Source organism: Streptosporangium sp. NPDC000095, from assembly GCF_042899335.1.
In the GTDB taxonomy this organism is placed as follows: Bacteria; Actinomycetota; Actinomycetes; order Streptosporangiales; family Streptosporangiaceae; genus Streptosporangium.
In genome coordinates this window covers 15,494-40,164 of the sequence record NZ_JBIAZS010000031.1, presented here as the reverse complement: position 1 = coordinate 40,164, position 24,671 = coordinate 15,494, and the positions used below count along the sequence as shown (strand labels likewise).

Below are 24,671 nucleotides of genomic sequence, written 5' to 3'. Positions count from 1 at the left end.
ATTCATTTGCCTCGAGGGCGCGGAGTTTCATAACGTACAGGCACGCCGAAAGGAGGTGGTCCGAACGATGGTTGATCATAGTTGGGCTAGCGAGGTGGCTGTCCGCTAGGACGCCGCGACCGGACTCTGTCCGGGCGTCAGGCGACGTTCGGCGAATCCACGACAATCACCGGAACCCCGGGCCGCCGGAGGCGGGCGATCCCGCCTGTAGTCCACCGGCCCTCCTGCCGAGCAGGGGGAAGTGGCCCGGGGTTCTTCCCTTTCCCGGGCTTCCCGCGCTCCTCCTTCTCGATCACCCTCTCCCGGCCGGGAGGAGCCTGTGGGCGAGGTCCGACCGGCGGCGCCACCTCGTACGGCGGGGATTCGCCGGTCAGTGCTGCCTCAGCGTTCCCATCGTGTTCCCTTAGTGCTCGCCGCGTGCGGGGACGCCGAGGGCGGTGCAGGCGTCACGGTAGAGGCGGACGACCTCCGTACGGACCTGGGCGCGTTCGGTCAGCGTGGTGCTCCAGGGAACCCGAACCGTGATGTCCCGCCCGTCGACCACAGCGGCGAACTCGATCGCCTCGGCGTCGACACCGGTCGTCGTCGCGCCGGTGGCCTCGGGTTGCCCGCCGAGGCCCCTGCAGATCAGCAGCGCGTCATCGGCGTGGTCGTCGTTCATGTGGCGCTTGATCGCCTCGACCACGTCGGGGGTGAAGGGAGTGCTCATGTTCCAGAGCGTAACCAGCGCCCCGCCTCACCCGAGCGCGGGTGCCGGACACTCACCCGAGCGCGGGTGCCGGGCGCCCCGCCTCACGCGCCGTCGGGACGAATCCCACCGGGTGGCCCCACCGAGCGGGCCCCATCGGGCCGACCTCACACCTCGTCGGGCACGAAGTCGCCGACCCTCTTGAGCTCGGCCGAGATGTGGGACTGGAGCGGCTGCCCCATGGAGGCCATGTCGTACGCCCACATCAGGTTGCCGTTGACCAGGCCGTAGAGGCGGTGGCCCGCGGTGTACTCCTTCGCGGTCGCGGTGCGGGCCACCACGTCGGTCTGAAGCTCGATCTTGTTGAAGACCACCTCGCCGACGTAGATCTCCACGATGCCCGTGGGGTGTGACAGGCACACCTCAATCTGACGACCGGGGAGCTGGCGCCAGAAGCCGGTCTCGGTGCCCAGCGGGCGGACCTTGCCGCCCTCCTCGTCGAGCAGCCAGGTGCGGCTGCTGTAGGTCAGGAACGGCTTGCCGTTGTGACCGAAGACGATCTCCTGGCCGAAGTTGAAACTCTCGATCGTCGGATATCCACCGACCCCGGCGCCTTCCCATCGACCCACGAGGAAGGAGATCGGCTCAAGATCGGGATGCAGTTCGGGAACGTCCATGGAAACGAGCCTAGAGCCGCTGCGATATGGTTCGCGCCGGTGATGCCGGGCCACATAGGCTGCGAACATGGCACGATCACTGGTGATCAAGGTTACCGCGGGCGAAGACTCGCCTGAGCGCTGCAATCAGGCCTTCACCGTGGCCGCGGCGGCGTTGGCGAGCGGCGTTCCCGTCTCGCTCTGGCTGACGGGCGAGTCCGCCTGGTTCGCCCTCCCCGGACGGGCGAAGGAGTTCACCCTCCCGCACGCGGCCCAGCTCGGCGACCTGCTCGACGCGGTGCTCGCGGGCGGCAGGGTGACCCTGTGCACGCAGTGCGCGACCCGACGGGACATCACGGTCGACGACGTGATCGAGGGCATACGCATCGCGGGCGCCTCCACCTTCGTGGAGGAGGTCCTGGAGGAGGGCGTCCAGGCCCTCGTCTACTGAGAGCACCGGAGCACCCGCTGCCGGCGGAGACGCCCCGCCGGCAGGAGCGACGCCTGATCAGCGGGGCAGCACCGCGGTGAGGCGCTCCTCGCGAAGCCGGTCGAACCAGGAGTCGTCGATCGGCGGCAGCTGGGCGCCCACCGCCCAGGTGAGCAGCAGGTCGGCGAGGCCGGGGTTGCGGGCGAGCGCGGGACCGTGCAGATAGGTGCCGACGATCTTGCCGGTGTAGCAGCCCTCGGTGCCGTCGCCGTTGCCCGTACCGACCGCCGTCCGGGCCAGCGGCCGGATCCCTGCCCCGAGCCTGGTGACGCCCATGTGGTTCTCGAAGCCGGTGAGCGTGGAGATGCCCAGTGCCGGGTCCGCCTCCCCCGCCAGCTCCCCGACGGCCCGGCCCTGACCGCGCCCGCTGGAGATGTCGATCAGGCCGATGCCGTCGACCGGCTGGCCCTCCTCACCACCGAACGTGGTGCCGATGATCTGGTAGCCCGCGCACACGGCGAGCAGGGCCGCGCCCCGCTGGATGGCCCGGTGCAGGCCGCCGTCGCGCTGGAGCCGCTCGGAGGCGAGGATCTGCGGCCGGTCCTCACCGCCGCCGATGAGGTAGATGTCGCCGCTCTCGGGAACCGGGTCGGCCGAGCGTACGTGCACGGTCTCGACCGGGATGCCCCGGCGCTTGGCGCGCTGCTCCAGGACCAGGACGTTGCCCTGGTCGCCGTACGTGCTCAGTAGGTCCGGATAAATCCAGACAAGGCGCAGAGCGCTGTCAGACTGCACGACCGAACTCCGATCGGATCTGCTGGAAGGCGGTGTAGTTGGCGATCACGTCGACCTTGCCCGACGGTTGCGCGGCGAGCGCCTGCTCGAACGAGTTCGCCAGTTGGAACGGCACGTCGGCCACGTCCAGCCGGAGCGCGAGGTCGAGCCGCCGTTCGCCGGTCACGAAGACCGGCCTGCCGCGCAGCACGCGGTAGTCGACGTCCCACAGCCATGAGGTGTCGCGACCGTCGGGCCCCTGGGCGTTCACCGAGAGGATCACCGGAAGCGAGGCGTCGAGCACGTCGAAGGCCTCCAGCCATCCGGCCGGGTTCTTGGCGAGCAGCAGCCGGGCGTGCCGGCCGTCGCGTTCCACCGTGGTGTATCGGCCGGCGACCGACTTCACCTCGCGCAGCCGGGGCAGCGCCCGCTCGACCGGCAGGCCGAACACCTCCGCGGTGGCGAGCGCGATCGCCGCGTTGGCCCGGTTGGCGCGCCCGGGAAGCTGGATGTCGAGCACCCAGCGCTGCCCGCGCGGGTCGATCACCGCGTCGTCGTCGAGGACCCAGGACGGCTCGGGCCGCCGGAAGGTGCACTCGCGGCAGGCCCAGTCGTTCTCCCCCGCCGTCGAGGTGGCACCGGCGCCGATGCTGCCGGGCGGGACGTACTCCATGCCCTTGCGGTCGAGGGGGCCGCCGCACTCGGGGCAGCACCAGGAGTCCTCCTTCCACGGCTGTCCCGCCGACACCCAGGTGACCGAGGCCGCGGTGGAGGCGCCCCAGGTCACCAGCGGGTCGTCCGCGTTGGCGATCACATGGGTGTTCTTGCCGGCGAGCGCCCGCCGCCACTTCTGGGCGAGCAGCCAGATCTCGCCCGCCCGGTCCATCTGGTCGCGGCTGAGGTTCATCAGGCAGACGACCCCGGCCCCGGTGGTGTCGATCACCTCGGGCAGGTATTTCTCGTCGACCTCCAGCACGCCGTACGGGGCGTGCTTGGCCGACGACAGCGCCGAGACGTGCCCGGCGGGCATGTTGGCGCCGAAGGCGTTGGTGGCGACGTCGCCGAGCTCCGACAGCGCGGAGGTGATCAGGCGGGTCGTCGTCGTCTTGCCGTTGGTCGCGCTCACCAGCGCGAGCTTGCGGTCGTGCGCGAGCTTGCGCAGAAGATCGGGCTCCAGGACCAGGCTGACCCTGCCCCCGATCACCGATCCGTCCCCACGCCCGGTGACCCGGGACAGGGTCGCGGCCGTCCGGCCGAGAGCGGTGGCGAGCTGCGCCCGCAGCGGAAGCTGAGTCATACCGTCTCCTCGCTTGGCGACCCGTCACGGGACGACCCGGCGGCCGACCGGCCCGGCCGCGGGACCGGAATCACCGAATCGTTCATGCCGCAGATCTTAGCCCTGCTTCGGCACCGTCACCCCCGGAGGCACGTCACACGCACCCCTCGGTGACGGTGAAATGGGGAAGCCTTCGCACCCGGTGAGAAAGCACCGAAAAAAGCCGACAAACAACACCGTCCTCACCCCTCGGTGAAGACGAGTTCCGCCGACTCCGGCGAATCCTCGTCGAAGGGCTGCACGAACCGGCCTGGCCACGACAGCACACTCTCCAGCCAGCCGGCCCCCATGGCCTGGGACACGTGCCGGAGCCGCTCCGCCGGGTCGAGGCCGATGGTGACCGTGAGGATGTCACGCTCCACGCTCTCGCGGTCGTCGTCACCGAGGATCACCCGCCAGGCCAGCTCCCGGTTCCTCTCCACCTCCATGGACAGCGGGTGGTGGCGCAGCGCCTTGGCCCGGTGGCCGAGCAGCTCGGTGCCCCCGGCCGGACGGTTGAACAGCGCGTACTCCATAACCGGCGCGGAGCCGCGCGGGTTGGGCGCGGGCTGGCCGTACGGGAAGAGCCTGTCCACCTCATGCAGCCACCGCACCTGCGGGATCACCCAGGCGGGTCCCGGCCGCTCGCCGGGGTCGCGGTCGGGGCCGAGCAGCCTGGTCCCGACCACGGCGACCTGCTCGGTCAGCGTGGTCGGGTCGTTCACGGTCCGCAGCGACCACGCGCGACGGCCCACGCAGCGTTCCACCGCCGTGGCCAGCAGGCACTCGCGCCGTCGCGGCGGGAGATCCGCCCAGAGGCCGGCGAGCGCCCTGGGCACTCCCGGCAGCGGCCGGTTGGTGCAGAACGCCAGCACCAGCGTGTCGGCCCAGATCCGCAGCCACGCCCAGTCGGAGGCCGCGGCGAGCAGGTCCGCCTCGCGCAGCTCGACCAGCGTGCACGCCCGGCCGGTGCGGCACTCCTGCCCGCAGGCCGCCGAGCGACGACCACAGATGGGCGGCATCTGGCCGGGAACCGGACGCTCGCGGTCCTCGCCCAGCGGCACCTGGACGCGCAACGGCCGGTCCATGCCGTCGGCGAAGACCGCGGCGACACCGGGAGGGAGCGAGACGACCTGCCGGGACTGCTCCTCGCTCAGGTTCGTCGCCGCGCCGACCAGCTGGCGGTCGTCCTCGGCGGGGAGCCGGTGGATCACCTTCAGCGCGGTGTTCTTCACCACGTCGGAGACGAGCTTCGTGGGGATCTGCTCGGCGACCACGATGCCCTCGCCGTACGCGCGGATCTCGGCGAGCATGCCCGCCAGGAGTTCGACGGCGTGCGTGCTGGCCCGCCCCGCGCCCCGGTCGCGCAGCAGCCGGTGTGCCTCCTCGATCACGATGACGTGCTTGAGCCCGCTGCTGCGCTCCTTCCTGGCCCGCATCCGCAGATGCTCCACGATCCGGATGATCAAGGTGCCCATCAGGAACGCCTTGTCCTCGTCGTTCGCGACGTCCTCGATCGCGAGCACCACGTTGCGCTGGAGCAGGTCGCCGATGTCGGCGGGGTGCCCGCCCTCGAAGAACCGGCCCGCGGAGCCCACCCGCAGCGACCGCAGCCGCAGCGAGATGAAGCCCTCCACGTCGGCCTGGACCTCCTTGCCGTAGCCGATCTCCTTGATCACGTCCATCGCGTGCTGCTGGAGCTGTTCGAGGGTCGGCACGGCGGGCCGGACGGCGGCGCCGGGGGCGGCCCAGCCGGTGACCACGTCCCAGCCGTTGGCCTCGTACACCCGCTGCAGGGCGAGCGACATGATCTGCGGGAACGGCTCCTCGGCGTCGAAGGCCGCCATGAACAGGGCTCGGACCATGTCGATGTGCGCCTGGACCGGGTATCCGGGCTCGGGGGCGAGCGGGTTGACGCTGAACGGCACGCTCTCCGGTGCCGACGGGTTGATCACGGTCACCGGGGCGAGGTGCTCGATCCTGCCGCCCATCGAGGCGTACTCGGACTTGGCGGGCTCGATCGCGAGCCACGGGATGCCCGCGCCGGTGAGCTGTTCCAGCAGATGCCTGACGGTCTGCGACTTGCCGGAGCCGGTGGCGCCGGTGATGAACGCGTGCCGGTTGAGGGTGGCCAGCGGGACCTTGAACGAGCCGACCGGCCTGTCCTGGCCGTCGAGGATGGACCCGAGCTCGACGGTGAGCTCGCCGGGCACGGTGTCCGCCTCGCTGGTCACGTCGAAGAAGCCCGCGTCGAGGACCCGTACCCCCGGCACCTCCCGGTGCGGCAGCCCGGCGAGAGCGGCGAGCGCCCCGGCGGTGGCCGCGAACGGGGAGGCCGCGCCGTCCGCCGGGTCCTGCAGGGTGGTCGCGAGCGCCTCGGCGAAACCGTAGACGGGACCGGACAGCGCGCTGCGCAGGCGGTAGGGGTGGTGGCTCATCTCGGCGGAGCCGACGAGCACCGGGGCGATCTGGCGCAGTTCCTCGGGACCCGCGGCGCCGGCGAGCACCCGGACGTTCCAGAGCCCGGCCTCGCGAAAGGCGTCCAGCTCCTGCATGCGCCGCTCGGCCCGTTCCGCGTCGTAGCGGGAACGCTCGGAGGCGTCACCGTACTGCCGCAGCACGTTGAGCTGGGTGCGCAGGTGCGCGACCTCGGCGTCGAGCAGGTCGGTCTGCTCGGCCACCACCAGCCAGGCGAACGGCCGGGACATGAGCGTGACCAGCGTCGACTCGAAAAGCGTGGGCCGCCTGATCTCGTCGGCGTCCGGCTCTCTGCGTCCGCCGAGCGGAGGTGCCTGACGTCCCGGGCAGACGGTCCAGGCGAGGTCGGACAGGTCGCGGAGCCACTCGTCACCGATCCGGACGCCACGGGCACCGCTGGGGAAGAGCAGCGGTTCCGGACCGCCCGGGACCTGCTCGGCCTCGGTGGCGGCCCTGCGGGGCGGGCGTGGCGGGGTGAGCGGCCCCGCATTGGTGATCAGCTCCAGCGGGGCGCCCGACCCTCGCGAGAGCCAGCCGACCACGAAGGGACGGTTGCGCTGGGCCGTGGAGAGCACCGCGGGCAGGACGGTGACGAAGTCCCACTCCGCGGAGGAACTGCGCGAGGGCGCCGTGATCGCCTGGATTCTGTACCAGGGCCCTGTCAGGGCGTTGGGCGGACGGGACACACTTGGCTGCATTTGGTCTCCACCCGGGGGACCCGGCTCCAGGCCGGAGGGTTGACGCTTCACGGATCGCTCCGTTGTACCGGCCGACGCATGATCGAGATCGAGGGTAGGTCACCCCCGCGACCACGGTCGAACCTGACTCGGGGCTCGCACCCTGGCATTGACCATCCCATTACGACATACGGACGCCTCGTTGACGCACCCGGCGAAAACATCGCCGCCCGAACGATCCTCACCCGAGTTCCCACCCCCCTGAGCGGGCCCCTCGGCGTGGACCGGAATCTCATCAGCGACGGCGCCAGTCGAGCCGCGCCGGAGGCGGACCGAGGTTGGGCGGCGCGTCCTCGAACGCGCTCGACGCGCGCGGCTCCGGCTTCTTCTCCTGCGCCTGTTCCAGCGCGGCCTCCTTGATCTCGTCGAACTCGCCCAGCGTCGTCTTGGGGAAGGTCAGTATGGCCGGGTTGGCGTCGGCGAGGCGGACCCTGCGGCCCTCGGCGGTGGCGTCGGTGACGATCACCGAGGTGGTGGGGAGCTGCTGGAGCTGATGGGGCTCGACGAGGAACTCCCTGGAGCGGTGCAACACCCGCTCGGTCTCCCCCATCGCCTTGGTCGCACGGCGGCCCCACTCGGTGGAGGAGGTGATGTCCTCCTTGAGGTCCGTGTGGTTCACGTCGCGCTCCTCGTCGCCCTCGTCCGCCTGGCCGACCGTGGAGACGTAACCGCCGTCCATCCCCGCCCCCGCGGCACTGATCGTCTCGGTGAGCTGGGCGAGCTCCAGGCGGTGCTCGGTGCCGACGTGCTCGCTGGCGATCCGGGCGTCCTCGGCGTTGCCGAGCCGCATGAACGTCACCGCCGCGTGCCCGCGCCCGAGCCGCTCCCGTACGGTCGGGGTGAGCGCGCGGTAGGTGAGCACGAGGCCGGTCCTTGAGGTCTCGCAGGCGTCCATCAGCCGGTCGAGCACGTCGCCACGGAGTTTGTCCGCGCCGGCGACGATGATCGTGTGGTACCACGGCCGCTCGGAGGCGGGCGACTGGCGCAGGATGTGGGTGAGCGCGGTCGCGACGTACGTGCCGAGGACACGGTTGCCGAACACGCCCGCCTGCCGGTCCATCGACACGACCCGCAGGCGCGCGGGCGGCAGGCGCACCGCCTCGGAGCCGAGGGTCTCCAGCTTGCGCAGCTGCGACTCCAGCGCCCACGCCCGCTCGATCACCACCCGGTCGCTCACGCCCCGGCCGAACAGCGTGCCGATCCGCTCCAGCTGGGTGGCGGTGATCAGGCCGAACCGCAGGTCCTCGCGGGGGTCGCCGACCTGGGCGAGGGCACGCAGGGCGGCGGTGACCTGGTTGATCGTGGCGCTCTCGCCGAGGACCTCCAGGACCCGCTCCAGGATGGCGTTGTCGAACGACAGATCCCTCGTCGTACGGTGCTCCTCGCTCACGCTCACGACGTGGGCGAGAACGTCGGCGAAGGCCTCCGGGGCGAGCGTGGCGCCCAGGTCGAGCCGGGGCAGGTCGACCGGCAGCACCCAGACCAGCGGGTCGTCGCCACCCCTGCGCGCGAGTTCGATCAGGTCCTTGGCGATCGCGCCCTCGGACAGGTCGAGCACGGTCAGGTGGCCGCCGCTGTAGAGACGGGTCGCGCCGAGCAGGGTGATCAACGCCGACCAGCCGGGCAGGGTGCCTCCGGCCACGTCGATCCGGTCGATCTCGTCGGGCACGGCCACGGCGTACCAGGTCAGCTGGCGATCGTGGCGCTCCTTCTTCTCCGCCCACTCCCGGTATCGGGCGGCGTGCTCCTCCTGGGCGAGGAAGAGCTCCCGCTCACGTTCCTCCCGCAGCCGGTCACCCGCCACCTCGCGCTCCTTGATGCGCTGGCGTACCGCCCGGTCGCCCTGGTAGACGGCGTAGCTGCAGAACGCCGCGATGCCACCGGCGGCGATCACCCCGACGGCGGCGAACGACCAGCTGAGCATCTCGGTGAGTCCGAGGACGAGGATCAGGGTGGCGAGCGCGGCCATGAACCCACGGACGATCTTGACCGGCCGGTTCAGCAGGTCCTCGTTGAGGCGTTCCCTGCGCACCCACTCGGGGTCGAGCGGCTCGGGAGGATTCTCGACGGGCGAGGGTCGCTTAGGAGCCGGACCCGGATCAGGGTGTAACAAGGCGTACTGCCAGCCCAGGTAGATCCGGTCCGCCTGGAGCTGCGCATGCTCGGGATGCACGTCCGCCACGGAACCTCCGCCATCGGGCTCATCGAAAGCCTCGGAGACAGCGTAAGAGTTCGCCATCGTATTCGGGCAGCGTTCCCGTCAATCCGCTCCATTTTCCCCAGGTTTACCTGTACTTAAGGGACAGATGGGGCAGATGGGGCGGACATCAGCGTTTAACATCGTTTCTCATGACTGCCCCTCCCGAGGGTCCCACCGGACGGCGCCCCATCGCGGTCCCGCTCGCCGCTCTGGTGACGGTCACCGGTCTGGCAGTCACCACCGTCCTCGGCGGCTTCGCCACCGCCCCGGAGAAGCCTCCCAAGCGGCTGGGCCAGGGCTCGACCGTGGATCAGGAACAGTTCACGACCACGTTCGTCGGCTCCCGCACCGTGAGCGAGCCCGGCCTGTTCGGCGGCCCGGCCAAGCGCCTCCTGGAGATCGAGCTCCTCGTCGTCAACAAGGGCGAGGAGACCGCCGGTACGGGAGTGCCCTACCAGGAAGGTCATGGTGGTGGGTCCTTCGGGACGTCCCTGCTCAAGGTCAGCCCGGAGATAAAGGGCAAGTACGGCGCGTCGGTGTTCACCCCCACGGGAGGGGGCGAAAGCAGTCAACTGCACCCGGCCCTGCCGACCAGCGTCGTGGTCCGGTACGAACTGGAGGACGGACAGCGGCCTCCCAGGCAGCTCACGATCGACGTCGGCACGTACGAGTGGCGCGAAGGGATCACCCTCGCGCCGGGCTGGTTCCTGGTCACGAAGGACGGCGAGGGTGACGAGGGCGGGGAGAAGCCCGTGGTGACGGCCCAGGTCACGCTGCCCGTCATGCCCGGGGGAACGCGCTCGTGAACGTCTCCTTCCAGCACCGGCCCGAGACCTCTCCGCAGTCGGAAACACACTCCCTGCCCGGGGCGCCAACCCCCCACCGGGCCACCGCGCGGCCGAGCCGGTGGCGCACCGCCGGTGCCGTACTGGCCGGGATCACGCTCGCGGCCTCCGCCGTGGGACTGCAGGCCTTCGGCTCGGAGGCCGCCGACCACGACGCGCCCCTCACCTCGACCGGCGCCTTCAACGAGGAGGTCACCGGCTCCCGGATCTCCGCGCGGGTCAAGGCGGTCTACGCGGCCAAGGCCATCGCGACCAGGAAGGCGAGCGGCGAGCAGGAACGCGTGACCGCCAAGGGGATCTTCGTCATCGTCGAGGTGGGCGCCACCGCGACCTGGGAGCCGCAGCGGTTCGGGCCTCCCCGGCTGCTCACGGCCGGCGGGCGCCGTTACGTGGCCTCCGACAGGGTGGACCAGACGCTGACCGTCACCCACCCCTACCTCCAGCCGGGCTGGTGGACCGAGGGCGTGACGGTCTTCGAGATCCCGCCCGGGGAACTCCCTGACTCCCGGATCCTGCTCGCCCCCTCATCGGGTTTCATCGTCGAGCCGAACGGACCCCAGATCGAGATAGACCTGGGCCTGGACGAGACGGCCGCGCGGCAACTCACCTTCACCGCGAAGGACGTCTACGAGTTGGCGAGCAGGACCTGATGAGGACGCCACACCGGGGAGGCCCCGAGGACGACCAGGACCGCGCCTGGTCCACCTCACGGGAGGAGCGGCCCGCGCACGAGGAACGGCACGCGCGAGAAGATCGGCACGCGCGGGAGAACCCCGCGACGGGAAACCCGCCCATGATGGACAACCGGCCCGCACGGGAGAACCGGCCCGTACGACAGGAGCGGCCCGCCCAGGAAGGTCGCCCTTCCGCACCGTCTCACGATCCCTACCGAGGCAACCCCTGGCCCACCGCCCTCGGCACCTGGCCGGTGTCCCCCGCCGACCGGCAAGCGCGTACCGGACAGACCCAGGAACCTCCGGCCACACCCCCGGCCCCCGCCCGGAGCCGTCCCACCCCACCTCAGCGTCGGCAACCTCCGGGCGACGGCCAGTGGACTCCCGCTCCCCTGCGGATATTTCCTGACGAACAGGTCTGGCCTCCCAAGCCACCCGAGGAAGAGCCTGCGGAGGTCTCGACCCAGCCGTTCCCCTCCATCTCCGCTCTTCCGCTCCCCCGCCCCTCCGTCACGGGAACGGGAACGGGAACGGGAAAGGCTGCAGCCGTCGCCGTACCGGCCGACGACGTGCCCGCCCAAGAACCGTCCGCACCGAAGACCCCGCCGAGGCGGGGCCGCCGTACGGCGCTGCGGGTCGGTGGGGCGATCGTGGCCGTCGGGCTCGGCATCGCGGCCTCCACGTGGAGCGGTTACACCGTCTACCGGACCGGCAACCCCGCCGACAGGATCCACACCGTCGCCGCCGGGGGTGCCATGACGCTGATGCACGTGTCGTGGAAGGCCTCGGTCGAGCAGGTGGACGACCTGCCCGGCCAGAAGCCCCTCCCGCCCGACCGCCAGTGGCTGAAGATCAAGGTGACGAGGACCGCGCTGGACGCCGAGGGCGTCAGCCTGCGGGGTGATCCCGAGGTCGAGATGCGGCATTCCGACGGTCGCGTGTGGAAGGTCCTCCCCGAGAGCGACGACATCCCCGACGAGGTCAAGGACCACCGGGTCGGCACCGCCTACTCCTACGACATGATCAGCGTGGTGCCCCGGCATCTGGCCGGGCAGGTCGAGGTGCACGTCCGTCCCGCCACGTTCCACGTGGTGGAGAACCAGCCCGTGGAGGACATCCTCAAGAAGGCGGCGGCACAGAAGGACCCCGTCCGGGACCAGGTGCTGCGCTTCAGGCGGTGAGCGTCCTCCCCGCCTCACGGCCGCGCGTGGCCGCGATGTCGAACGTGGCCGCCAGCAGGCAGACGGTCAGCGTCAGCACCACCAGCTCCCTGACGAACTCGACCGGCCCGGCCAGCGCCACCCAGACGAACGGGTCCTCGTTGCCGATCAGCATCCGCACCCCCCGATCCGCGTAGTCGGTCACCACGCGGATCGCGACGTAGCAGAGGCACAGGGCGCCGAACAGCACGGGACCGCCCTTCGCCGCGAGCCGGAAGGCGTTCGCCGGGGGAACCCAGCGCTCCTGGAATCCGGCCGTGGCGTGGGTCATCGTGCTCCGGGTGAGATCGTGGGCCCGCTCCACCCTGGTGGCCACGCCGTCGAGCCTGGTTCCCCGTACGACGGCCCGGGTGTCCTCGGCGAACGCGCCGTAGACGAGCGAGGCGACCGTGAGCCAGGTGAGCGGGACGATCAGCCCGTCGACCACGTGGGGCCAGGTGTCCCCGACCGCGTTCCAGAAGGGCTTCCACCACGGCAGGGCCTCACCCGCCGCCTCGGCCCATTCCTTGAACGTCACCACGACGACCCGCTGGTCCAGCCAGTCCGCCCGCGCCTCCGCGAAGGCGAGGAGGGCGTTGATGCTGTAGAAGGCGAAGGCCAGCTCGAAGAAGGTCGCGAGCACGCCACTGCCCCTGCCCCTGCCGTTGAGGTGCCACCGGGCGAACAGCATCCTGAGCAGGTACGCGACCACGGCGACCCCGATGGAGACCCGAACGTCCAGCGTGGAGAGCCCGGTGCCGCCCTCTATCTCGTTCCCCGCGAGGCTCGACGCGAAGTCCTGGTCGACCCGCCTCGCGGTGTCGACAGCGATGAACTCCCTGGCGTCCGCGGTGTGGAAACCCCAGGCGAGGTAGATGGTGGCGAAGACCAGGGTGGCGCGGTTCAGCGCGCCGAACATGCTCTCGTCCGCCTCGCCCGCCTCCCGCCGCGCCCGGATCTCCCGGAGCGCGCCGCGCACCGAGTGCAGCATGCCGACCATCACCACGAGTTCGGTCAGCACGATCAACGTGAAGACGAACATCGTGACGACGAGCCGCACCTGCCGGTGGTCCCCGTGGGAGACCTCGCTGGCGGCCACCATCAGCAGTTCCCTGACCACCCTGCCCACCGAGAACCAGAGGATCAACGTGAGGGCACAGGCACCGAAGATCTTGAGTGTGTGCAGGGGCAGCGAGGCCGCGGAGAGCGAGGCGGGCCTCCGGTCGACTGCCGGCGACTGTGTGGGCATGACAGGCGTTTCAGGCACCGAGGCATGCTAACGACTCCCCTGTCGGAACGCAGCCCGGCCGGCGAGGCCGAGAGGCCGGTCGAATAAACGACCGCCCCCGTTTGTTGCAGCGGCAATGAAGCGCATGGAAGTCTGGGCCGACATGGCCTGCGCGTGGGCCTACATCGGCAAGCGACGCCTGGAGCAGGCGCGACTCGGCGAGGACGTGGAGATCGTCTGGCGCCCGTACGTCATCGATCCGATGGCCCCGGTGCCGTCGGAGCCGCTGGAGGAGGAGCTTCGCGACCAGGTCGCCGAGGGCGCCCTGCGAGCCCTCACCCCGCCCTCGAACCCGACCCCGCCCTCGCTCTCGCCCCTGACCTCGGCTTCCACCCCGACTCCGGCCTCCGCCCCGACCGCGACACCGACTCCGGTCCTGGCAGGGAACCGGCCCGGTGACGGCGGGCGACGGGGCGCCGTGTGGCGGGCGAACACGTTCGACGCCCACCGGGTGGTCGCCCTCGCCTACGGGCGGGGCGGCGCCGCACTCCAGGACACGGTCGTGGAGCGGATCCTGCGCGCCCACTTCGTCGAGGGTTCCGACATCGGGGACCGCGCCACCCTGGCGGCGCTCGCCGCCGAGGCCGGTCTGGACGGTATGGCCGAGGCCCTCGACCGCGGCGACGGCGCGGACGAGGTTCGTTCCTGGCTGCTGCGCGGAAAGGCCGAGGGCGTCACCACCTCGCCGACCTTCGTGGTCGGCGACACGGCGGTCACGGGCGCGCAGCCGCCGGAGGTCCTCGCCGATCTGGTACGGCACGCCGCTCCCCGGCGGGAACTCCCCGACGAGGTCAGGTGGCTGCGCCAGGCCGAGACCCTGCTGGATGCGCGGGACCCCCTCGGCGCCCTGCGAACCCTGCGCCCGCTGCTGGCCGATCACGGCGACGACCCCGCCGTCCGGCTGCTGGCGGCCCGCGCCTACTTCGGCTCCGCCCAGTTGGGCAGGGCGAGGGAGACGCTGGAGGCGCTGCTGGAGCGCACCCCCGGTGACCACTACGCCCGGTTCCTGCTCGGCAGGACCCTCGAACGCGCCAACCGGCACCCCGAGGCCCTGCCGCACCTGCGTCTGGCCGCGGCCATGTCCCCGGATCCCGACTACGTCGACGCCGTCGACCGTGTCGAGAGCCGCCTCACCGTCTGACGCGAAAAAGCGGAGGTTCGCCCTCTTCCCCGAGGGCGAACCTCCGGGAACAACCGCCCGACACGATCCCCGGGGACGAACCTCCGGGAACAACCACCTGACGCGATCCCCGGGAACATCGGCCCCGGAACAGGCGCCCCTCCGGAACAGCCGGTCCGCGGAACCCGCGGACCGCCGGGGACGGCGGGCCTTCCGTGCGTCCGGCGCAGCGAAAAGGACCGGCCCTCCCGAGGGAACGCCGGTCCTTTCAACGTGCTGGTTCTTACTGTTCTCGCTGGTGGAGCAACGTACTGGTTCTCGCTGTGGTGAGGCCGGACCCGAAGGGTCAGACGGCCACGGCGAGCTGGGTGACCTCACCCAGGCGGGCCTGGGCCGGGATGTCCTTGGTGACCCCGCCGCCCGCGATGATGCGGACGGTCCAGTCACCGGGGGCGGCGAAGAAGCGGAAGACTCCCTCCTCGGACACCACGACCTCACCGGTGAACTCACCGGCGTTGTCGAGCAGACGGGCGTAGGCCGTGCCCGCGCCCGTGACCACACCCTGGATGACGGCCTGGTTCGCAAGATCGATCCCGGCCGGAAGGGCAACCGTCTGTTCCGGAGCAGCGCATCCCTGAGTCATTATCGGGCCTCTCCCAGTTCGATCGGCACGCCGACCAGCGAGCCGTACTCAACCCATGAACCGTCGTAGTTCTTGACACCGGCCTGGTCGAGGAGCTCGTGCAGCACGAACCACGTGTGAGCCGAGCGCTCCCCGATGCGGCAGTAGGCGATGATGTCCTTGCTGAAGTCGACGCCCGCGCCCTCGTAGAGGGACTTGAGCTCCTCGTCGGACTTGAAGGTGCCGTCGTCGTTGGCAGCCTTGGACCACGGGATGTTGCGGGCGGTGGGCACGTGGCCGACACGCTGCGCCTGCTCCTGCGGAAGGTGCGCGGGGGCGAGCAGCTTGCCGGTGAACTCGTCGGGCGAGCGCACGTCGACCAGGCTGAGCTTGCCGATCGCGGCGACGACCTCGTCGCGGGAGGCACGCAGGGACCGGTCCTGCTCCTTGGCCTTGTAGGTCGTGGCGGGGCGGCTCGGCACCTCCTTGACCAGCTCGCGGGACTCAAGCTCCCACTTCTTGCGGCCACCGTCGAGAAGCCTGATGTTCTCGTGGCCGTACAGCTTGAAGTACCAGTACGCGTAGGCGGCGAACCAGTTGTTGTTGCCACCGTAGAGAACCACGGTGTCGTCGTTCGCGATGCCCCGGGCGGACAGCAGCGCCTCGAAGCCCTCGCGGTCGACGAAGTCACGACGGACCGGGTCCTGCAGGTCCTGCTTCCAGTCGACCTTCACGGCGCCACGGATGTGGCCCTTGTCATATGCGCTGGCGTCCTCGTCCACTTCAACGAGAACGACACCGGGGGTGTCGAGGTTGGCCTCGACCCAGTCGGCGTCGACCAGGACGGCGGAGCGGCTCATGGTGATCCTCCAGGATCATCGTGCGGCGGGTAGTAAACGGCGAATGATCAAAAACATCTCGCAGCCGAGACAGAAACCAAAACCGGCATTGAGAAAAGCGGCGAAAAGTGCCACTGCGACGGCGCCGAGGGCCAGCGGCGTTATCTGTGCGACGTATCCGACCAAGCCCACCAGTGCGAAAGCGAGGCCGATCCCCTGCGCGAAGCGCGGTGGGGCTGCGTCCTCGAGTTCCTTCGGCGGACTCTTCACTATCCCTTTGAAAATCATCCCGTACGGCGAGGTGCCGAGAACGCCCTGCGCGAACACGACGGCCTGCGCGACCAGCAGCCATGCGTTCCCCGTCACAAGGACGAGTGCGAGCACAACGGTGGTCACGGCCGCGGAGAAACGGAGAGCTCGGGAATCAACCTGCATCGCTTGATGCTCCTGAAGGGTTGTGCAGATCGGTGCGGCTCGACGGCCGCTTGAGATCGCCCTTAGGAAATGCGACAGAGCGCGGTGGTCACGCGGCAGAAATCAACCGCGCGCCGCTTCGTGAGCAGCTCTGTCGTGGAGTTCATGTCCATGACATTACCCCGGCGTCCCGCCATCTGTCACATCCCTGTCCAATTTCTGAGACATGATCGTTCAATGGCCGATAGGGTGCCCCGCTCATTCGCCCACCGCCAGACCGAGGGCGCCGATGACGTCGGCTTTCCTGGGCTGGCCCGAGGCACGCTTGACGACCTGACCGGACGCGTCGAGGACGAGGACGGTGGGGGTGCGCAGGATGTTCAGTGATCGGACCAGGTCGAGGCGGGACTCCGCGTCGATCTCCACGTGCGCGACGCCGGGCACCATCTCGGCCACCTCGCCGAGGATCCGCCGGGTCGCCCGGCACGGCTGGCAGAAGGAGGTGGAGAACTGCACGAGCGTGGCCCGCTCCCCCAGCTCCGCGTGGATGTCGCCGGACGTGAGCCGCTCCACCTCGCCCTTCACCTCTCGCGCCACGCCGTCTCGCCGCCGCATCGCCACGCCCGTGAGCGTGCCGAGGGCGAGGGTGACGACCACCACCGTCAAACCTGTCACGGAACACGACAACAGACGCACGTCCCAGGCCATTCCCTCGCCGCCCCAACGGTTTCGGCCGGTGGGGGCCGTGAGCGCCGCCCCGGCGGGCTCGGCGGGCGGAAACCGTGAGCAGCACGCCAACGGGCTCGACGGCGACGGGGATCGCGAGCGCGACCCCCGGCAGGCTCGGCGGGTGGAGATCCCGAACGCGACCCCGGCACGTTCAGCGGGTGGGGATCGTGAGCAGCACCCGTCCGTCGGCGGTGGTGATCTCGAACGCCGTGATCCGTTCCGGCGGGATCGTGGTGGTGGCCGAGAAAGAGCCCGACCTGTCATAGGCGGCCCGGTTGACGACCCAGTTGCCCGCCGTCTCCCTCAGTCCGCCTTCCCCGATCACCTCCAGCCGGCAGCGCGTCCCCTTGGCCACCCCGGTGAGCACGACCTTGATCGTGGTCGCCCCCTCGCCCGCGGACGCGGTCACCACCGCCCGGACCGTCCCCGTGTCGTCCGTCCCCTTGAACCGCAGCTCGCTCGGGGCGAGCAGGATCTCCGGCGCGGGACTGGACACCGGGGAACGGGAGGCCTTCGCCCTGGCGTTGCCGTCGGGCGCGGCCGAGTCCGAGAAGGATTGGGCGCTCTCCTGGTTGCCGGCGGCGTCGGACGGAGCCCTGCCCTCGGCGTCCCGGGCGGCTCCGGCGTCCCCGGTGTCCTCGGCCGACGACTTGGGCGCCGACGCGGTGGTGGCCTCCGGAGGTGACTGGGTGACGGCCCACAGGGTCCCGCCGCCGAGCCCGACCACCAGGACCGAGGCGGCGAGCGAGAGCATCAGGCGGTTCGTACGGTGCCGTCTGACCTTCGCGCTGAGCAGCCGGTCGAGCACCACCGTGGGCGGGCTCGCCACCTGCGCCACGTCGCCCTCGGACACCCTGCCGAGGAACGTCGCCACCCCGGCCAGCTCCTCCAGCTCGGCCCGGCACTCGGCGCACTCGGCGAGATGGGCCTCGACGAGCACCCGCTCGTCCGGCTCCAGGGCACCGAGCGTGTAGACGCCGAGCGATATCCGTACTTCTTCACAGGTCATCATCATGGCGCGAGCCCCCGCTCCTCCAGCGCCAGCTTGAGCGCCCGAAGCGCGTAATACGTGCGCGATTTAACCGTCCCGGCGGGAATGCCGAGCGACTCTGCGGCCTCCTTCACGGATTTCCCCTGGTAGTAGACCTCGGCCAGCACCTCGCGGTGCTCGGGCCTCAGCGCGGCCAGCGCCTCGGCGATCGCCCACGACTCGACGGCCCGCTCCAGCTCGTCGTCGGCGGGCACCACGGCGAGCGCCTCGTCACCCGTCTCCGGGGGGCGCGCCTTGCGCGCGCGGTGCTGGTCGACGACGAGGTTGCGTGCCACCGTGAACAGCCACGCGCGGATGGAGCGGCCGGCGAACGCGTCGGGATGGCGCCAGGCCCGCAACAGCGTTTCCTGCACGACATCCTCCGCTCTCCCCGAGTCGCCCGTCAGCCGCAACACGTAGCCGTACAGTGGCCCGCCGTGCTCGTCGAAGAGCGCCCTCACGAGTTGCTCGTCGGCGGTTCCGGCTTGGCTCACATCCTCACGACGTACGGCGGGACGATCCGGTTCAGGCACGGGCCACGTTCAGCCTCGGAGGGGTACGTCGGAGGCCTCGCCCGAGATGCGCAGCCCTTCCGGAACGACCTTCACCTCGGTCAGCTTGAGGTTGTACGGCAGCTTCCCGATCGGGATGCGGTAGTTGATGAACCGCTCGGGGTTGGGGACGGGGATGCCGCCGCCCAGGGTCACCTTCCCCGGGGTGAGTTGCAGGCCGCCCTCGGCGATCTCGACCTTGAGATCCGCCTTCACGGGCACCTTCTGCCCCAGTACGGTGATCTCCCCGCTGATGTTGAGCGCGTCACCCGCGACCTCGGCCTTGATCCCGCGAGGCGCCTTCTGGTTGATCGTCTCCACCGGGACGACGACCACCCCCTCCACGCGCTCGGCGCGCATGTCCACCTGCCGTGGACGGAGCACCAGGTCCTCCAGCGGGGCCGTGACGCCGTGCAGGGTGAAGTCGACGCTCGACAGGCGGATACCCGAGACGGTCATCGCGCCCGCGGCGACGTTCACCTCCTCGTAGCGCCCGGCGATCGCCTGGGTGAGAAAGGGGATGCCCTCGATCGTGACCTCGGGCGGGGCCGAGAGGTCGTACTTGGCCGTCGCCTGCGTGGCGATCTCGCGCTGGACACCCGCGACGGCGACCCTGTCGAGGATCACCACGAGAACGAGAAGTACGAGGAGAAAACCGATCAGCTTCCGCATTCGACTCCCTTTTCGTTCTCCGGCCCAGGAGGGGCCATTGGCGTGACCTCCCCCGGCAATCCTGTCCGAAACGCCGCGCCGGCGGTAGCTTCCGTCCTCCTCAGCCGCCCGCGAACGGGGGGAGCACCTCGACCGTCGCCCCGTCCGTCAGGATGATCGTCTCATGGGCTCTCCTGCCCACCGGATCCCCGTTCACCAGGAACGATGACAGATTCAGCACACGAGCCAACCTGTCACGGTTAGATGTGATTTTCGTCATCAACTCGGCAAGGTTCGCGGCCTCGGAACGCTCCTCGGCGACCCCCGCCGCTTCCTTTGCCGCGGCCCAATATCTGACAACGACCGACGCCATCTGTGAATCAACTCCCCAAACACACGTAGGGTTACCGCACCATTACGGCGAATTCACCTGGAGAACGGGTGTTCACCAGGTGGACGTTCGCTGGACGCTACGGCCTTGTGGGTTATCCTCACCTACTACGGGACCTGGGCAACGTAGCCCCCGGGTCCTTACGTGTTTGTACGGCTATCGCCGACATGACGCGGGAAGGAGGCATCGTGAGCAATCTCCTGCTGCTCACCAACGCCCTTGAGCCCTCGACTGAGGTGCTTCCGGCGCTGGGGCTACTGCTGCACTCGGTACGGGTCGCGCCCGCGGAGGCATCCGCCCTGCTCGACGCCCCGCCCGCCGACGCGATTCTGGTGGACGCGCGCCGCGAGCTCGTCCAGGCCAAAAGCCTGTGCCGGCTGCTGCGCACCACGGGCGTCGCCTGCCCCCTGGTGGTGATCGTCACAGAGGGCGGTCTCGCCGGGCTGACCGCGGAGTGGGGCGCCGACGACGTCATCCTCGACACCGCCGGACCCGCCGAGGTCGAGGCGCGGCTCAGGATGGCCGTGGGCAAGCTCAACCTGTCCGCCGCCGAGGAGGTGCCGGACGAGATCCGTAACGGTGACCTGTCGATCGACGAGGCCACCTACACCGCGAGGCTCCGCGGCCGCGCGCTGGATCTGACCTTCAAGGAGTTCGAGCTCCTGAAGTATCTGGCGCAGCACCCCGGCAGGGTGTTCACCCGCGCCCAGCTCCTCCAGGAGGTCTGGGGATACGACTACTTCGGCGGCACCCGCACCGTGGACGTCCACGTCCGGCGGCTCCGCGCCAAGCTCGGCGCCGAGTACGAGGCGCTGATCGGCACGGTACGCAACGTCGGCTACCGGTTCGTCCCCGAGCGCGGCAACGAGGCCGTCGAGGAGCGCGAGCCCGTCCGCCACTAGGGATCCCGCTCTCCCCTGGAGCTCCCAGGACTTCCAGGAGTCACCGGGAACGGCGCCGGCACGTTCCCGCCCCCGCGACGGCTCTCGCGAGGGCGGGATTCAGGTGTCCCCGCGCCCGGCTGTCCCGGCCTTGCCCGGTGTGACGAGTCCGGACTCGTAGGCGAAGACGACGAGTTGCGCGCGGTCACGCGCCCCGAGCTTGGTCATCGACCGGCTGACGTGTGTCTTCACGGTGGCGTGGCTGATGGCCAGGTGATCGGCCATCTCCGCGTTGGACATGCCGGTGGCGACGAGGGCGAGGATCTCCAGCTCACGGCCGGTGAGGCGTTCCAGGCCCGGTCCCGCCACGGGCCTGGGCGGGGTGGACACGTACTCCTCGATCAGCCGCCGGGTCACCGAGGGTGAGAGCAGCGCGTCACCGGCGGCGGCCACCCGCACCGACCTCAGCAGCTCGGCCGGTTCGATGTCCTTGAGCAGGAATCCCCCGGCCCCGGCGCGCAGCGCGGCGAAGACGTACTCGTCGAGGGCGTAGTTGGTCAGGATCACCACGCGCACCGCGTCGAGCTCGGGGTCGGCGCCGATCCTCCTGGTGGCCTGGATCCCGTCGAGCAGCGGCATCCTCACGTCCAGCAGCGCCACGTCGGGCCGCAGCGCGCGGGACATCTCGACGGCCTCGACGCCGTTGCCCGCCTCACCGACGACGGTGATGTCGCCGGCCAGGTCGAGCAGGGCGCGGAAGCCCGCGCGGATCAACGCCTGGTCGTCGGCGAGCAGCACCCTGATCACGGCCGCCCCGCCAGGGGCAGCTCGGCCCGTACGGCGAACCCGCCCTGCGGGCGCGGTCCCGCGGTGAGCGATCCTCCCGCGGCGACCGCGCGCTCACGCATCCCGATCAGTCCCATTCCGTACCTCGTGACCTCGGCGGACGACTCCCCGTCGTCCTCGACGCGCAACACGATCGTCTCAGGCCGGTACTCGGTCGTCAGCGTGATCGACGCGGGCCCGGCGTGACGGAGCACGTTGGTGAACGCCTCCTGCGCGATGCGGTAGGCCGCCCGGTCGACGTCCGGGGCGAGTTCCCCGCGCTCTCCGACGACGAGGACCTTCACCGGCAGCCCCACCGCCTCCGCCCTCGCGACCAGCCGGGGCAGCCGGTCCAGCCCCGCCTCCGGGCCGTCGGGATCGGACTGCCTCAGCACGCCCAGCGAGGCACGCAGTTCCCGCATCGCCTCGCGTCCCGACTCCTTGATCACGGCCAGTGCCTCACGGGACAGCCCGGGGTCCCGGTCGAGCAGGTGCATCGCGACGGACGCCTGGACGTTGATGACCGAGATGTTGTGGGTGAGGGTGTCGTGCAGTTCCTGGGCGATCCACAGCCGCTCCTCGTCGGCCCGGCGCAGCGCCGCCTCCTCGCGGGTGCGCTCGGCCTCGACCGCCCGCCTCTCGACCTCGTCGAGGTACGCGCGGCGGCTCCTGGTCGTCTCGCCCAGGATGACCGTCGCGACCAGCCAGCCGCTGAGCAGGGTGAAACCGCCGTCGGGGGCGGGGTCGACGTCGGACAGCGCGATGAGGCCGTAGACCCCCACGCCCATCGCGACGGCGAGCCAGATCGCGAGGCGACGCCGTCCGAGCGACGCCGCCGTGTAGATCGACATCAGGGCGGGCGCCGCGGCGAAGATCCCCGGATACCGCCCGGCGTAGTAGGCCACGACGCAGGCCACCGTGATCGCTCCCGCCTGCGTCGGCGCGCTCCGCCGGAACGCGAGCGCCAGCGACGCCACCGTGATCAACGCCAGGCCGAACGTGTCCAGCGGGCGCTCGGGGGACCCCGAACTGGACAGCCCGCCGTAGGTGCCCCCGACGATCCCGGCCAGCACCCCGGCCGCCGTCAGCGCGTCGGTCCTCCTGCTTCTCACCCTGACACGGTAGGTCACCGCATCCGCCTCGCCGACCCCCGCGAGGAGGAGGTCCCCCGTACATCCCCTGACGTACGCCGGCCTGACGCACGAGCGCGGAGACCGCTCCTGCGGAGGCAGGTGTACGGCGACACCGCCGAGGCGGCGTGACATGAGGCGGGGCACGGTCGGGCACCTCGAACGGACCGGGCACGCGGAGGCCGTCGGGCACCCGAACGAGTCGGGTACACGGGACGTCGCGGGTAGCCCCGAACGAGTCGTGCACCTCGAACGAGAGGCCCACCGGACGCGTCCGGTGGGCCTCTCCCTCGCGTCACACCCTCGCGGATGCGTCACGCGTCACGACGTACCGCGACCTCCGCGGCGCGGCGCACCTTTCACCCGCGTTACGGTTCGCACCCGCGTCAGGGAACGACCGTGATGTGGTTGGGCACCGGGGGCGTGATCGACGGGTTCGCCGCGAAGTAGGCGGCGAAGGCGTCGATGTCCAGCGGGCCGCTCCACAGGTCGGTGCCGTCCCTGAAGGCGAGGAACGCGTCACCGCCGCCGACGAGGAAGTTGTTGGCCGCGACCCTGATCGTCTGGGTGTCCGTCACCGCGACACCGTCGATCTTCATGTCGGAGACCTTCGAACCCCACGGCGCGCTCGCGCTGTAGGTGTAGGTGAAGTTCGACGACGGCTGCAGGATCTTGGTGAACGCCTGGGCGTTGGGACCGCCGACGAACTGCTGCTCCAGAACGGTCTTGAGCTGCGCGCCGGTGAGCGTGACCACCTGCATGAGGTTGTTGAACGGCTGGACGGTGAACGCCTCGCCGTACGTCACCACGCCGTCTCCCTCACCCGCGGGCGAGCCCGCGTAGTTGAGGCTGGCCCGCACGCCGCCCGGGTTCATCAGCGCGATCTCGGCGTTGCCGCCGGTCCTGGTCGAGACGAGCTGGGCGTCCGCGATGAGGTTGCCGAGGGAGGACTCCCCCGACGCCACGGCGGTGTTGGTGATGTCCGCGGTGATCCTGCCGATCGGCCTGTTCGCCACCGTCGCGACGCGGTCCTTCCACGTCTGGACGAACGTGGCGATCTCCGGGTCGGGGGTGACGGTCCTGGTCACGACCTGGTTGTCGGCCACGACCGTGGAGCGCACGACGTCGCGGGTCTTGACGTCCACCTGGAAGTCGACCTTGGTGATGACCCGTCCGAAGGAGCCGCCCTGGCTGTAGAGACGGGTGCCGCCCTTGGGGTCGGTCACATTGCACAGGTACGCCTGGTGGGAGTGACCGCTGAGGATCATGTCGATCTCGGCGTCGACCTGCGTGGCGATCCGGTTGCCCGAGCCGGGCTGGGCGCTGCACGCGTCGGGCGACTGGCCCGCGGTGACCTGGTCGCCCTCGTGCACGAGCACGACCTGGGCCTTGATGCCGACGATCTGGAGAAGCTTGGACGCGACGTTCGCGGCCTTCACCTCGTCGATGAACTCAAGATCCTTGATGCCCTCGGAGGTGACGATGTCCGGGGTGGTCTTGGTGACGAGGCCGATGAAGCCGATCGGCACGCCGTTCATCCAGCGGATCGCGACCGGGGGCAGCGCGGGGATGCCGTAGTCCTTGAGGAGGTTGCGCAGCGAGGCGCTGTTCGTCCCGCCGAGCGCCTCCAGCGCCTGCTTCTCCGCGCCCTTCTCCGGCCGCTTGAAGATGACGTTCGCACCGATGTAGCTGTACTTCGCGCCCTTCCACCTACCGGCGGGCGAACAGCCGTCCACCGGGTGGCAGCCACCGTTCATGATGCGCTTGAGCTCGGCGTACCCCTCGTCGAACTCGTGGTTGCCCACCGCGGAGGCGGTGACGCCGACCTTGCCGAGGAACTCCACGGAAGGCTCGTCGTGATAGGCCGCGGAGATCAGGGGGGTGGCGCCGATCAGGTCGCCCTGGGCGACCTTCAGCGTGTTCTTGTCGGAGAGCTGCTTGAGGTGGGTGGCGACGTACGCGGCACCACCCGCGTCGACCGTCGCACCGGTCTCGTCGACCATGCGGCCGGATGAACCGGTCGGTGGCTCAAGGTTGCCGTGGAAGTCGTTGAGGGAGAGCAGGCGGACCGGCACCGTCTTGGCGGGCTTGGCGGGCTTGTTGCCCGCCTCTGCCGGTCCAATCGCGAGCACGAGACTGGTCCCGGCGAGCACACCCGCCATGACCAACCGCTGGAAGGAACGAGACGTCATGGACCACGACAC

Annotated in this window: 25 protein-coding genes; 6 read left to right on the top strand and 19 right to left on the bottom strand. The window is 70.2% G+C overall.

Features of this window, described 5'->3' with window-relative positions; genetic code table 11:
* Positions 1-403: 403 nt before the first annotated feature.
* Both ACFY3V_RS38315 and ACFY3V_RS38310 read right to left on the bottom strand, forming a co-directional pair.
* On the bottom strand, positions 404-709 hold the full coding sequence (locus ACFY3V_RS38315; protein WP_389780217.1) for a DUF2470 domain-containing protein: 306 nt from the start codon (positions 707-709) through the stop codon (positions 404-406).
* Between the two features lie 146 nt (positions 710-855).
* Complete coding sequence (locus ACFY3V_RS38310; protein ID WP_389780215.1) at positions 856-1,365, bottom strand: FABP family protein; 510 nt, start codon at positions 1,363-1,365, stop codon at positions 856-858.
* A 67-nt stretch (positions 1,366-1,432) separates the two neighbouring features.
* On the opposite strand from ACFY3V_RS38310, the gene ACFY3V_RS38305 reads away from it, so the two are divergent.
* Positions 1,433-1,795 carry a DsrE family protein gene (locus ACFY3V_RS38305; RefSeq protein WP_350943097.1) on the top strand — a complete coding sequence of 121 codons (363 nt, stop codon included), beginning with the start codon at positions 1,433-1,435 and terminating at the stop codon, positions 1,793-1,795.
* 57 nt (positions 1,796-1,852) lie between these two features.
* Here the strand turns inward: ACFY3V_RS38305 and ACFY3V_RS38300 are convergent, their stop codons facing one another.
* From ACFY3V_RS38300 to ACFY3V_RS38285, 4 genes are all read right to left on the bottom strand, one after another.
* Positions 1,853-2,569, bottom strand: a complete 717-nt coding sequence (locus tag ACFY3V_RS38300; protein WP_350943096.1) for a glutamine amidotransferase — start codon at positions 2,567-2,569, stop codon at positions 1,853-1,855.
* Positions 2,559-3,845, bottom strand: a complete 1,287-nt coding sequence (locus ACFY3V_RS38295) for a MurT ligase domain-containing protein (RefSeq protein ID WP_350943094.1) — start codon at positions 3,843-3,845, stop codon at positions 2,559-2,561. The genes ACFY3V_RS38300 and ACFY3V_RS38295 overlap by 11 nt, the downstream gene beginning before the upstream one ends.
* A gap of 221 nt (positions 3,846-4,066) precedes the next feature.
* Complete coding sequence (locus ACFY3V_RS38290; RefSeq protein WP_389780212.1) at positions 4,067-7,039, bottom strand: ATP-binding protein; 2,973 nt, start codon at positions 7,037-7,039, stop codon at positions 4,067-4,069.
* Between the two features lie 274 nt (positions 7,040-7,313).
* Positions 7,314-9,260, bottom strand: a complete 1,947-nt coding sequence (locus ACFY3V_RS38285) for a hypothetical protein (protein ID WP_362906768.1) — start codon at positions 9,258-9,260, stop codon at positions 7,314-7,316.
* Between the two features lie 167 nt (positions 9,261-9,427).
* On the opposite strand from ACFY3V_RS38285, the gene ACFY3V_RS38280 reads away from it, so the two are divergent.
* Genes ACFY3V_RS38280 through ACFY3V_RS38270 form a run of 3 tightly spaced genes read left to right on the top strand, consistent with a single transcriptional unit; the run spans position 9,428 to position 11,978 of the window.
* Complete coding sequence (locus ACFY3V_RS38280; RefSeq protein ID WP_350943090.1) at positions 9,428-10,084, top strand: hypothetical protein; 657 nt, start codon at positions 9,428-9,430, stop codon at positions 10,082-10,084.
* A complete protein-coding gene (locus ACFY3V_RS38275) occupies positions 10,081-10,773 on the top strand; it encodes a hypothetical protein (protein WP_389780209.1) in 693 nt (230 codons plus the stop codon). Before ACFY3V_RS38280 ends, ACFY3V_RS38275 begins: the two co-directional genes overlap by 4 nt.
* On the top strand, positions 10,773-11,978 hold the full coding sequence (locus ACFY3V_RS38270) for a hypothetical protein (RefSeq protein ID WP_362906762.1): 1,206 nt from the start codon (positions 10,773-10,775) through the stop codon (positions 11,976-11,978). The genes ACFY3V_RS38275 and ACFY3V_RS38270 overlap by 1 nt, the downstream gene beginning before the upstream one ends.
* Here ACFY3V_RS38270 and ACFY3V_RS38265 read toward each other — a convergent pair.
* Complete coding sequence (locus ACFY3V_RS38265; protein WP_362906760.1) at positions 11,968-13,263, bottom strand: hypothetical protein; 1,296 nt, start codon at positions 13,261-13,263, stop codon at positions 11,968-11,970. The genes ACFY3V_RS38270 and ACFY3V_RS38265 overlap by 11 nt on opposite strands.
* Positions 13,264-13,369: 106 nt before the next feature.
* Here ACFY3V_RS38265 and ACFY3V_RS38260 point away from each other — a divergent pair, with 106 nt between their 5' ends.
* Entirely contained in the window at positions 13,370-14,425 is a 1,056-nt protein-coding gene (locus tag ACFY3V_RS38260) for a DsbA family protein (protein WP_389780206.1), read from the top strand.
* Between the two features lie 325 nt (positions 14,426-14,750).
* On the opposite strand, the gene ACFY3V_RS38255 is transcribed toward ACFY3V_RS38260, so the two are convergent.
* From ACFY3V_RS38255 to ACFY3V_RS38215, 9 genes are all read right to left on the bottom strand, one after another.
* A complete protein-coding gene (locus ACFY3V_RS38255; protein WP_350943081.1) occupies positions 14,751-15,047 on the bottom strand; it encodes a DUF1416 domain-containing protein in 297 nt (98 codons plus the stop codon).
* Positions 15,047-15,886, bottom strand: a complete 840-nt coding sequence (locus ACFY3V_RS38250; RefSeq protein WP_350943079.1) for a sulfurtransferase — start codon at positions 15,884-15,886, stop codon at positions 15,047-15,049. The genes ACFY3V_RS38255 and ACFY3V_RS38250 overlap by 1 nt, the downstream gene beginning before the upstream one ends.
* Before the next feature lie 15 nt (positions 15,887-15,901).
* Positions 15,902-16,300 carry a DUF4395 domain-containing protein gene (locus ACFY3V_RS38245; protein WP_350943077.1) on the bottom strand — a complete coding sequence of 133 codons (399 nt, stop codon included), beginning with the start codon at positions 16,298-16,300 and terminating at the stop codon, positions 15,902-15,904.
* 62 nt (positions 16,301-16,362) lie between these two features.
* The gene (locus tag ACFY3V_RS38240; protein WP_350943563.1) at positions 16,363-16,446 is read right to left on the bottom strand and encodes a putative leader peptide; all 84 of its coding nucleotides are present in this window, start codon (positions 16,444-16,446) and stop codon (positions 16,363-16,365) included.
* A 91-nt stretch (positions 16,447-16,537) separates the two neighbouring features.
* Positions 16,538-16,894 carry a thioredoxin family protein gene (locus tag ACFY3V_RS38235; protein ID WP_350943562.1) on the bottom strand — a complete coding sequence of 119 codons (357 nt, stop codon included), beginning with the start codon at positions 16,892-16,894 and terminating at the stop codon, positions 16,538-16,540.
* 265 nt (positions 16,895-17,159) lie between these two features.
* Positions 17,160-18,023, bottom strand: a complete 864-nt coding sequence (locus ACFY3V_RS38230; RefSeq protein ID WP_362906755.1) for a zf-HC2 domain-containing protein — start codon at positions 18,021-18,023, stop codon at positions 17,160-17,162.
* Positions 18,020-18,532: a sigma-70 family RNA polymerase sigma factor gene (locus ACFY3V_RS38225; protein WP_350943074.1), complete on the bottom strand. Its 513-nt coding sequence runs from the start codon at positions 18,530-18,532 to the stop codon at positions 18,020-18,022. The genes ACFY3V_RS38230 and ACFY3V_RS38225 overlap by 4 nt, the downstream gene beginning before the upstream one ends.
* 48 nt (positions 18,533-18,580) lie before the next feature.
* Entirely contained in the window at positions 18,581-19,261 is a 681-nt protein-coding gene (locus ACFY3V_RS38220) for a DUF2993 domain-containing protein (RefSeq protein WP_362906753.1), read from the bottom strand.
* Between the two features lie 100 nt (positions 19,262-19,361).
* Complete coding sequence (locus ACFY3V_RS38215; RefSeq protein WP_362906751.1) at positions 19,362-19,613, bottom strand: MoaD/ThiS family protein; 252 nt, start codon at positions 19,611-19,613, stop codon at positions 19,362-19,364.
* A gap of 206 nt (positions 19,614-19,819) precedes the next feature.
* Between ACFY3V_RS38215 and ACFY3V_RS38210 the strand changes: the two genes are divergently transcribed.
* On the top strand, positions 19,820-20,533 hold the full coding sequence (locus ACFY3V_RS38210; protein WP_350943069.1) for a response regulator transcription factor: 714 nt from the start codon (positions 19,820-19,822) through the stop codon (positions 20,531-20,533).
* Positions 20,534-20,632: 99 nt separating this feature from the next.
* Here ACFY3V_RS38210 and ACFY3V_RS38205 read toward each other — a convergent pair whose 3' ends face one another.
* The 3 genes from ACFY3V_RS38205 to ACFY3V_RS38195 form a co-directional block, all read right to left on the bottom strand.
* A complete protein-coding gene (locus ACFY3V_RS38205) occupies positions 20,633-21,319 on the bottom strand; it encodes a response regulator transcription factor (RefSeq protein WP_350943067.1) in 687 nt (228 codons plus the stop codon).
* The gene (locus ACFY3V_RS38200) at positions 21,316-22,449 is read right to left on the bottom strand and encodes a sensor histidine kinase (protein ID WP_389780201.1); all 1,134 of its coding nucleotides are present in this window, start codon (positions 22,447-22,449) and stop codon (positions 21,316-21,318) included. Before ACFY3V_RS38200 ends, ACFY3V_RS38205 begins: the two co-directional genes overlap by 4 nt.
* Before the next feature lie 404 nt (positions 22,450-22,853).
* A complete protein-coding gene (locus ACFY3V_RS38195) occupies positions 22,854-24,659 on the bottom strand; it encodes a bifunctional metallophosphatase/5'-nucleotidase (RefSeq protein WP_389780199.1) in 1,806 nt (601 codons plus the stop codon).
* Between the last annotated feature and the right edge of the window lie 12 nt (positions 24,660-24,671).

Bases quoted from the DNA above. Each gene is read 5' to 3' on its own strand.
- ACFY3V_RS38295 (WP_350943094.1), bottom strand. From the start codon at position 3,845: ATGACTCAGCTTCCGCTGCGGGCGCAGCTCGCCACCGCTCTCGGCCGG.
- ACFY3V_RS38290 (WP_389780212.1), bottom strand. From the start codon at position 7,039: ATGCAGCCAAGTGTGTCCCGTCCGCCCAACGCCCTGACAGGGCCCTGG.
- ACFY3V_RS38250 (WP_350943079.1), bottom strand. From the start codon at position 15,886: ATGAGCCGCTCCGCCGTCCTGGTCGACGCCGACTGGGTCGAGGCCAAC.
- ACFY3V_RS38235 (WP_350943562.1), bottom strand. From the start codon at position 16,894: ATGCGGCGGCGAGACGGCGTGGCGCGAGAGGTGAAGGGCGAGGTGGAG.
- ACFY3V_RS38230 (WP_362906755.1), bottom strand. From the start codon at position 18,023: ATGATGATGACCTGTGAAGAAGTACGGATATCGCTCGGCGTCTACACG.
- ACFY3V_RS38305 (WP_350943097.1), top strand. From the start codon at position 1,433: ATGGCACGATCACTGGTGATCAAGGTTACCGCGGGCGAAGACTCGCCT.
- ACFY3V_RS38260 (WP_389780206.1), top strand. From the start codon at position 13,370: ATGGAAGTCTGGGCCGACATGGCCTGCGCGTGGGCCTACATCGGCAAG.
- ACFY3V_RS38240 (WP_350943563.1), bottom strand. From the start codon at position 16,446: ATGAACTCCACGACAGAGCTGCTCACGAAGCGGCGCGCGGTTGATTTC.
- ACFY3V_RS38215 (WP_362906751.1), bottom strand. From the start codon at position 19,613: ATGGCGTCGGTCGTTGTCAGATATTGGGCCGCGGCAAAGGAAGCGGCG.
- ACFY3V_RS38245 (WP_350943077.1), bottom strand. From the start codon at position 16,300: ATGCAGGTTGATTCCCGAGCTCTCCGTTTCTCCGCGGCCGTGACCACC.
- ACFY3V_RS38195 (WP_389780199.1), bottom strand. From the start codon at position 24,659: ATGACGTCTCGTTCCTTCCAGCGGTTGGTCATGGCGGGTGTGCTCGCC.
- ACFY3V_RS38310 (WP_389780215.1), bottom strand. From the start codon at position 1,365: ATGGACGTTCCCGAACTGCATCCCGATCTTGAGCCGATCTCCTTCCTC.
- ACFY3V_RS38280 (WP_350943090.1), top strand. From the start codon at position 9,428: ATGACTGCCCCTCCCGAGGGTCCCACCGGACGGCGCCCCATCGCGGTC.
- ACFY3V_RS38220 (WP_362906753.1), bottom strand. From the start codon at position 19,261: ATGCGGAAGCTGATCGGTTTTCTCCTCGTACTTCTCGTTCTCGTGGTG.
- ACFY3V_RS38270 (WP_362906762.1), top strand. From the start codon at position 10,773: ATGAGGACGCCACACCGGGGAGGCCCCGAGGACGACCAGGACCGCGCC.
- ACFY3V_RS38255 (WP_350943081.1), bottom strand. From the start codon at position 15,047: ATGACTCAGGGATGCGCTGCTCCGGAACAGACGGTTGCCCTTCCGGCC.
- ACFY3V_RS38315 (WP_389780217.1), bottom strand. From the start codon at position 709: ATGAGCACTCCCTTCACCCCCGACGTGGTCGAGGCGATCAAGCGCCAC.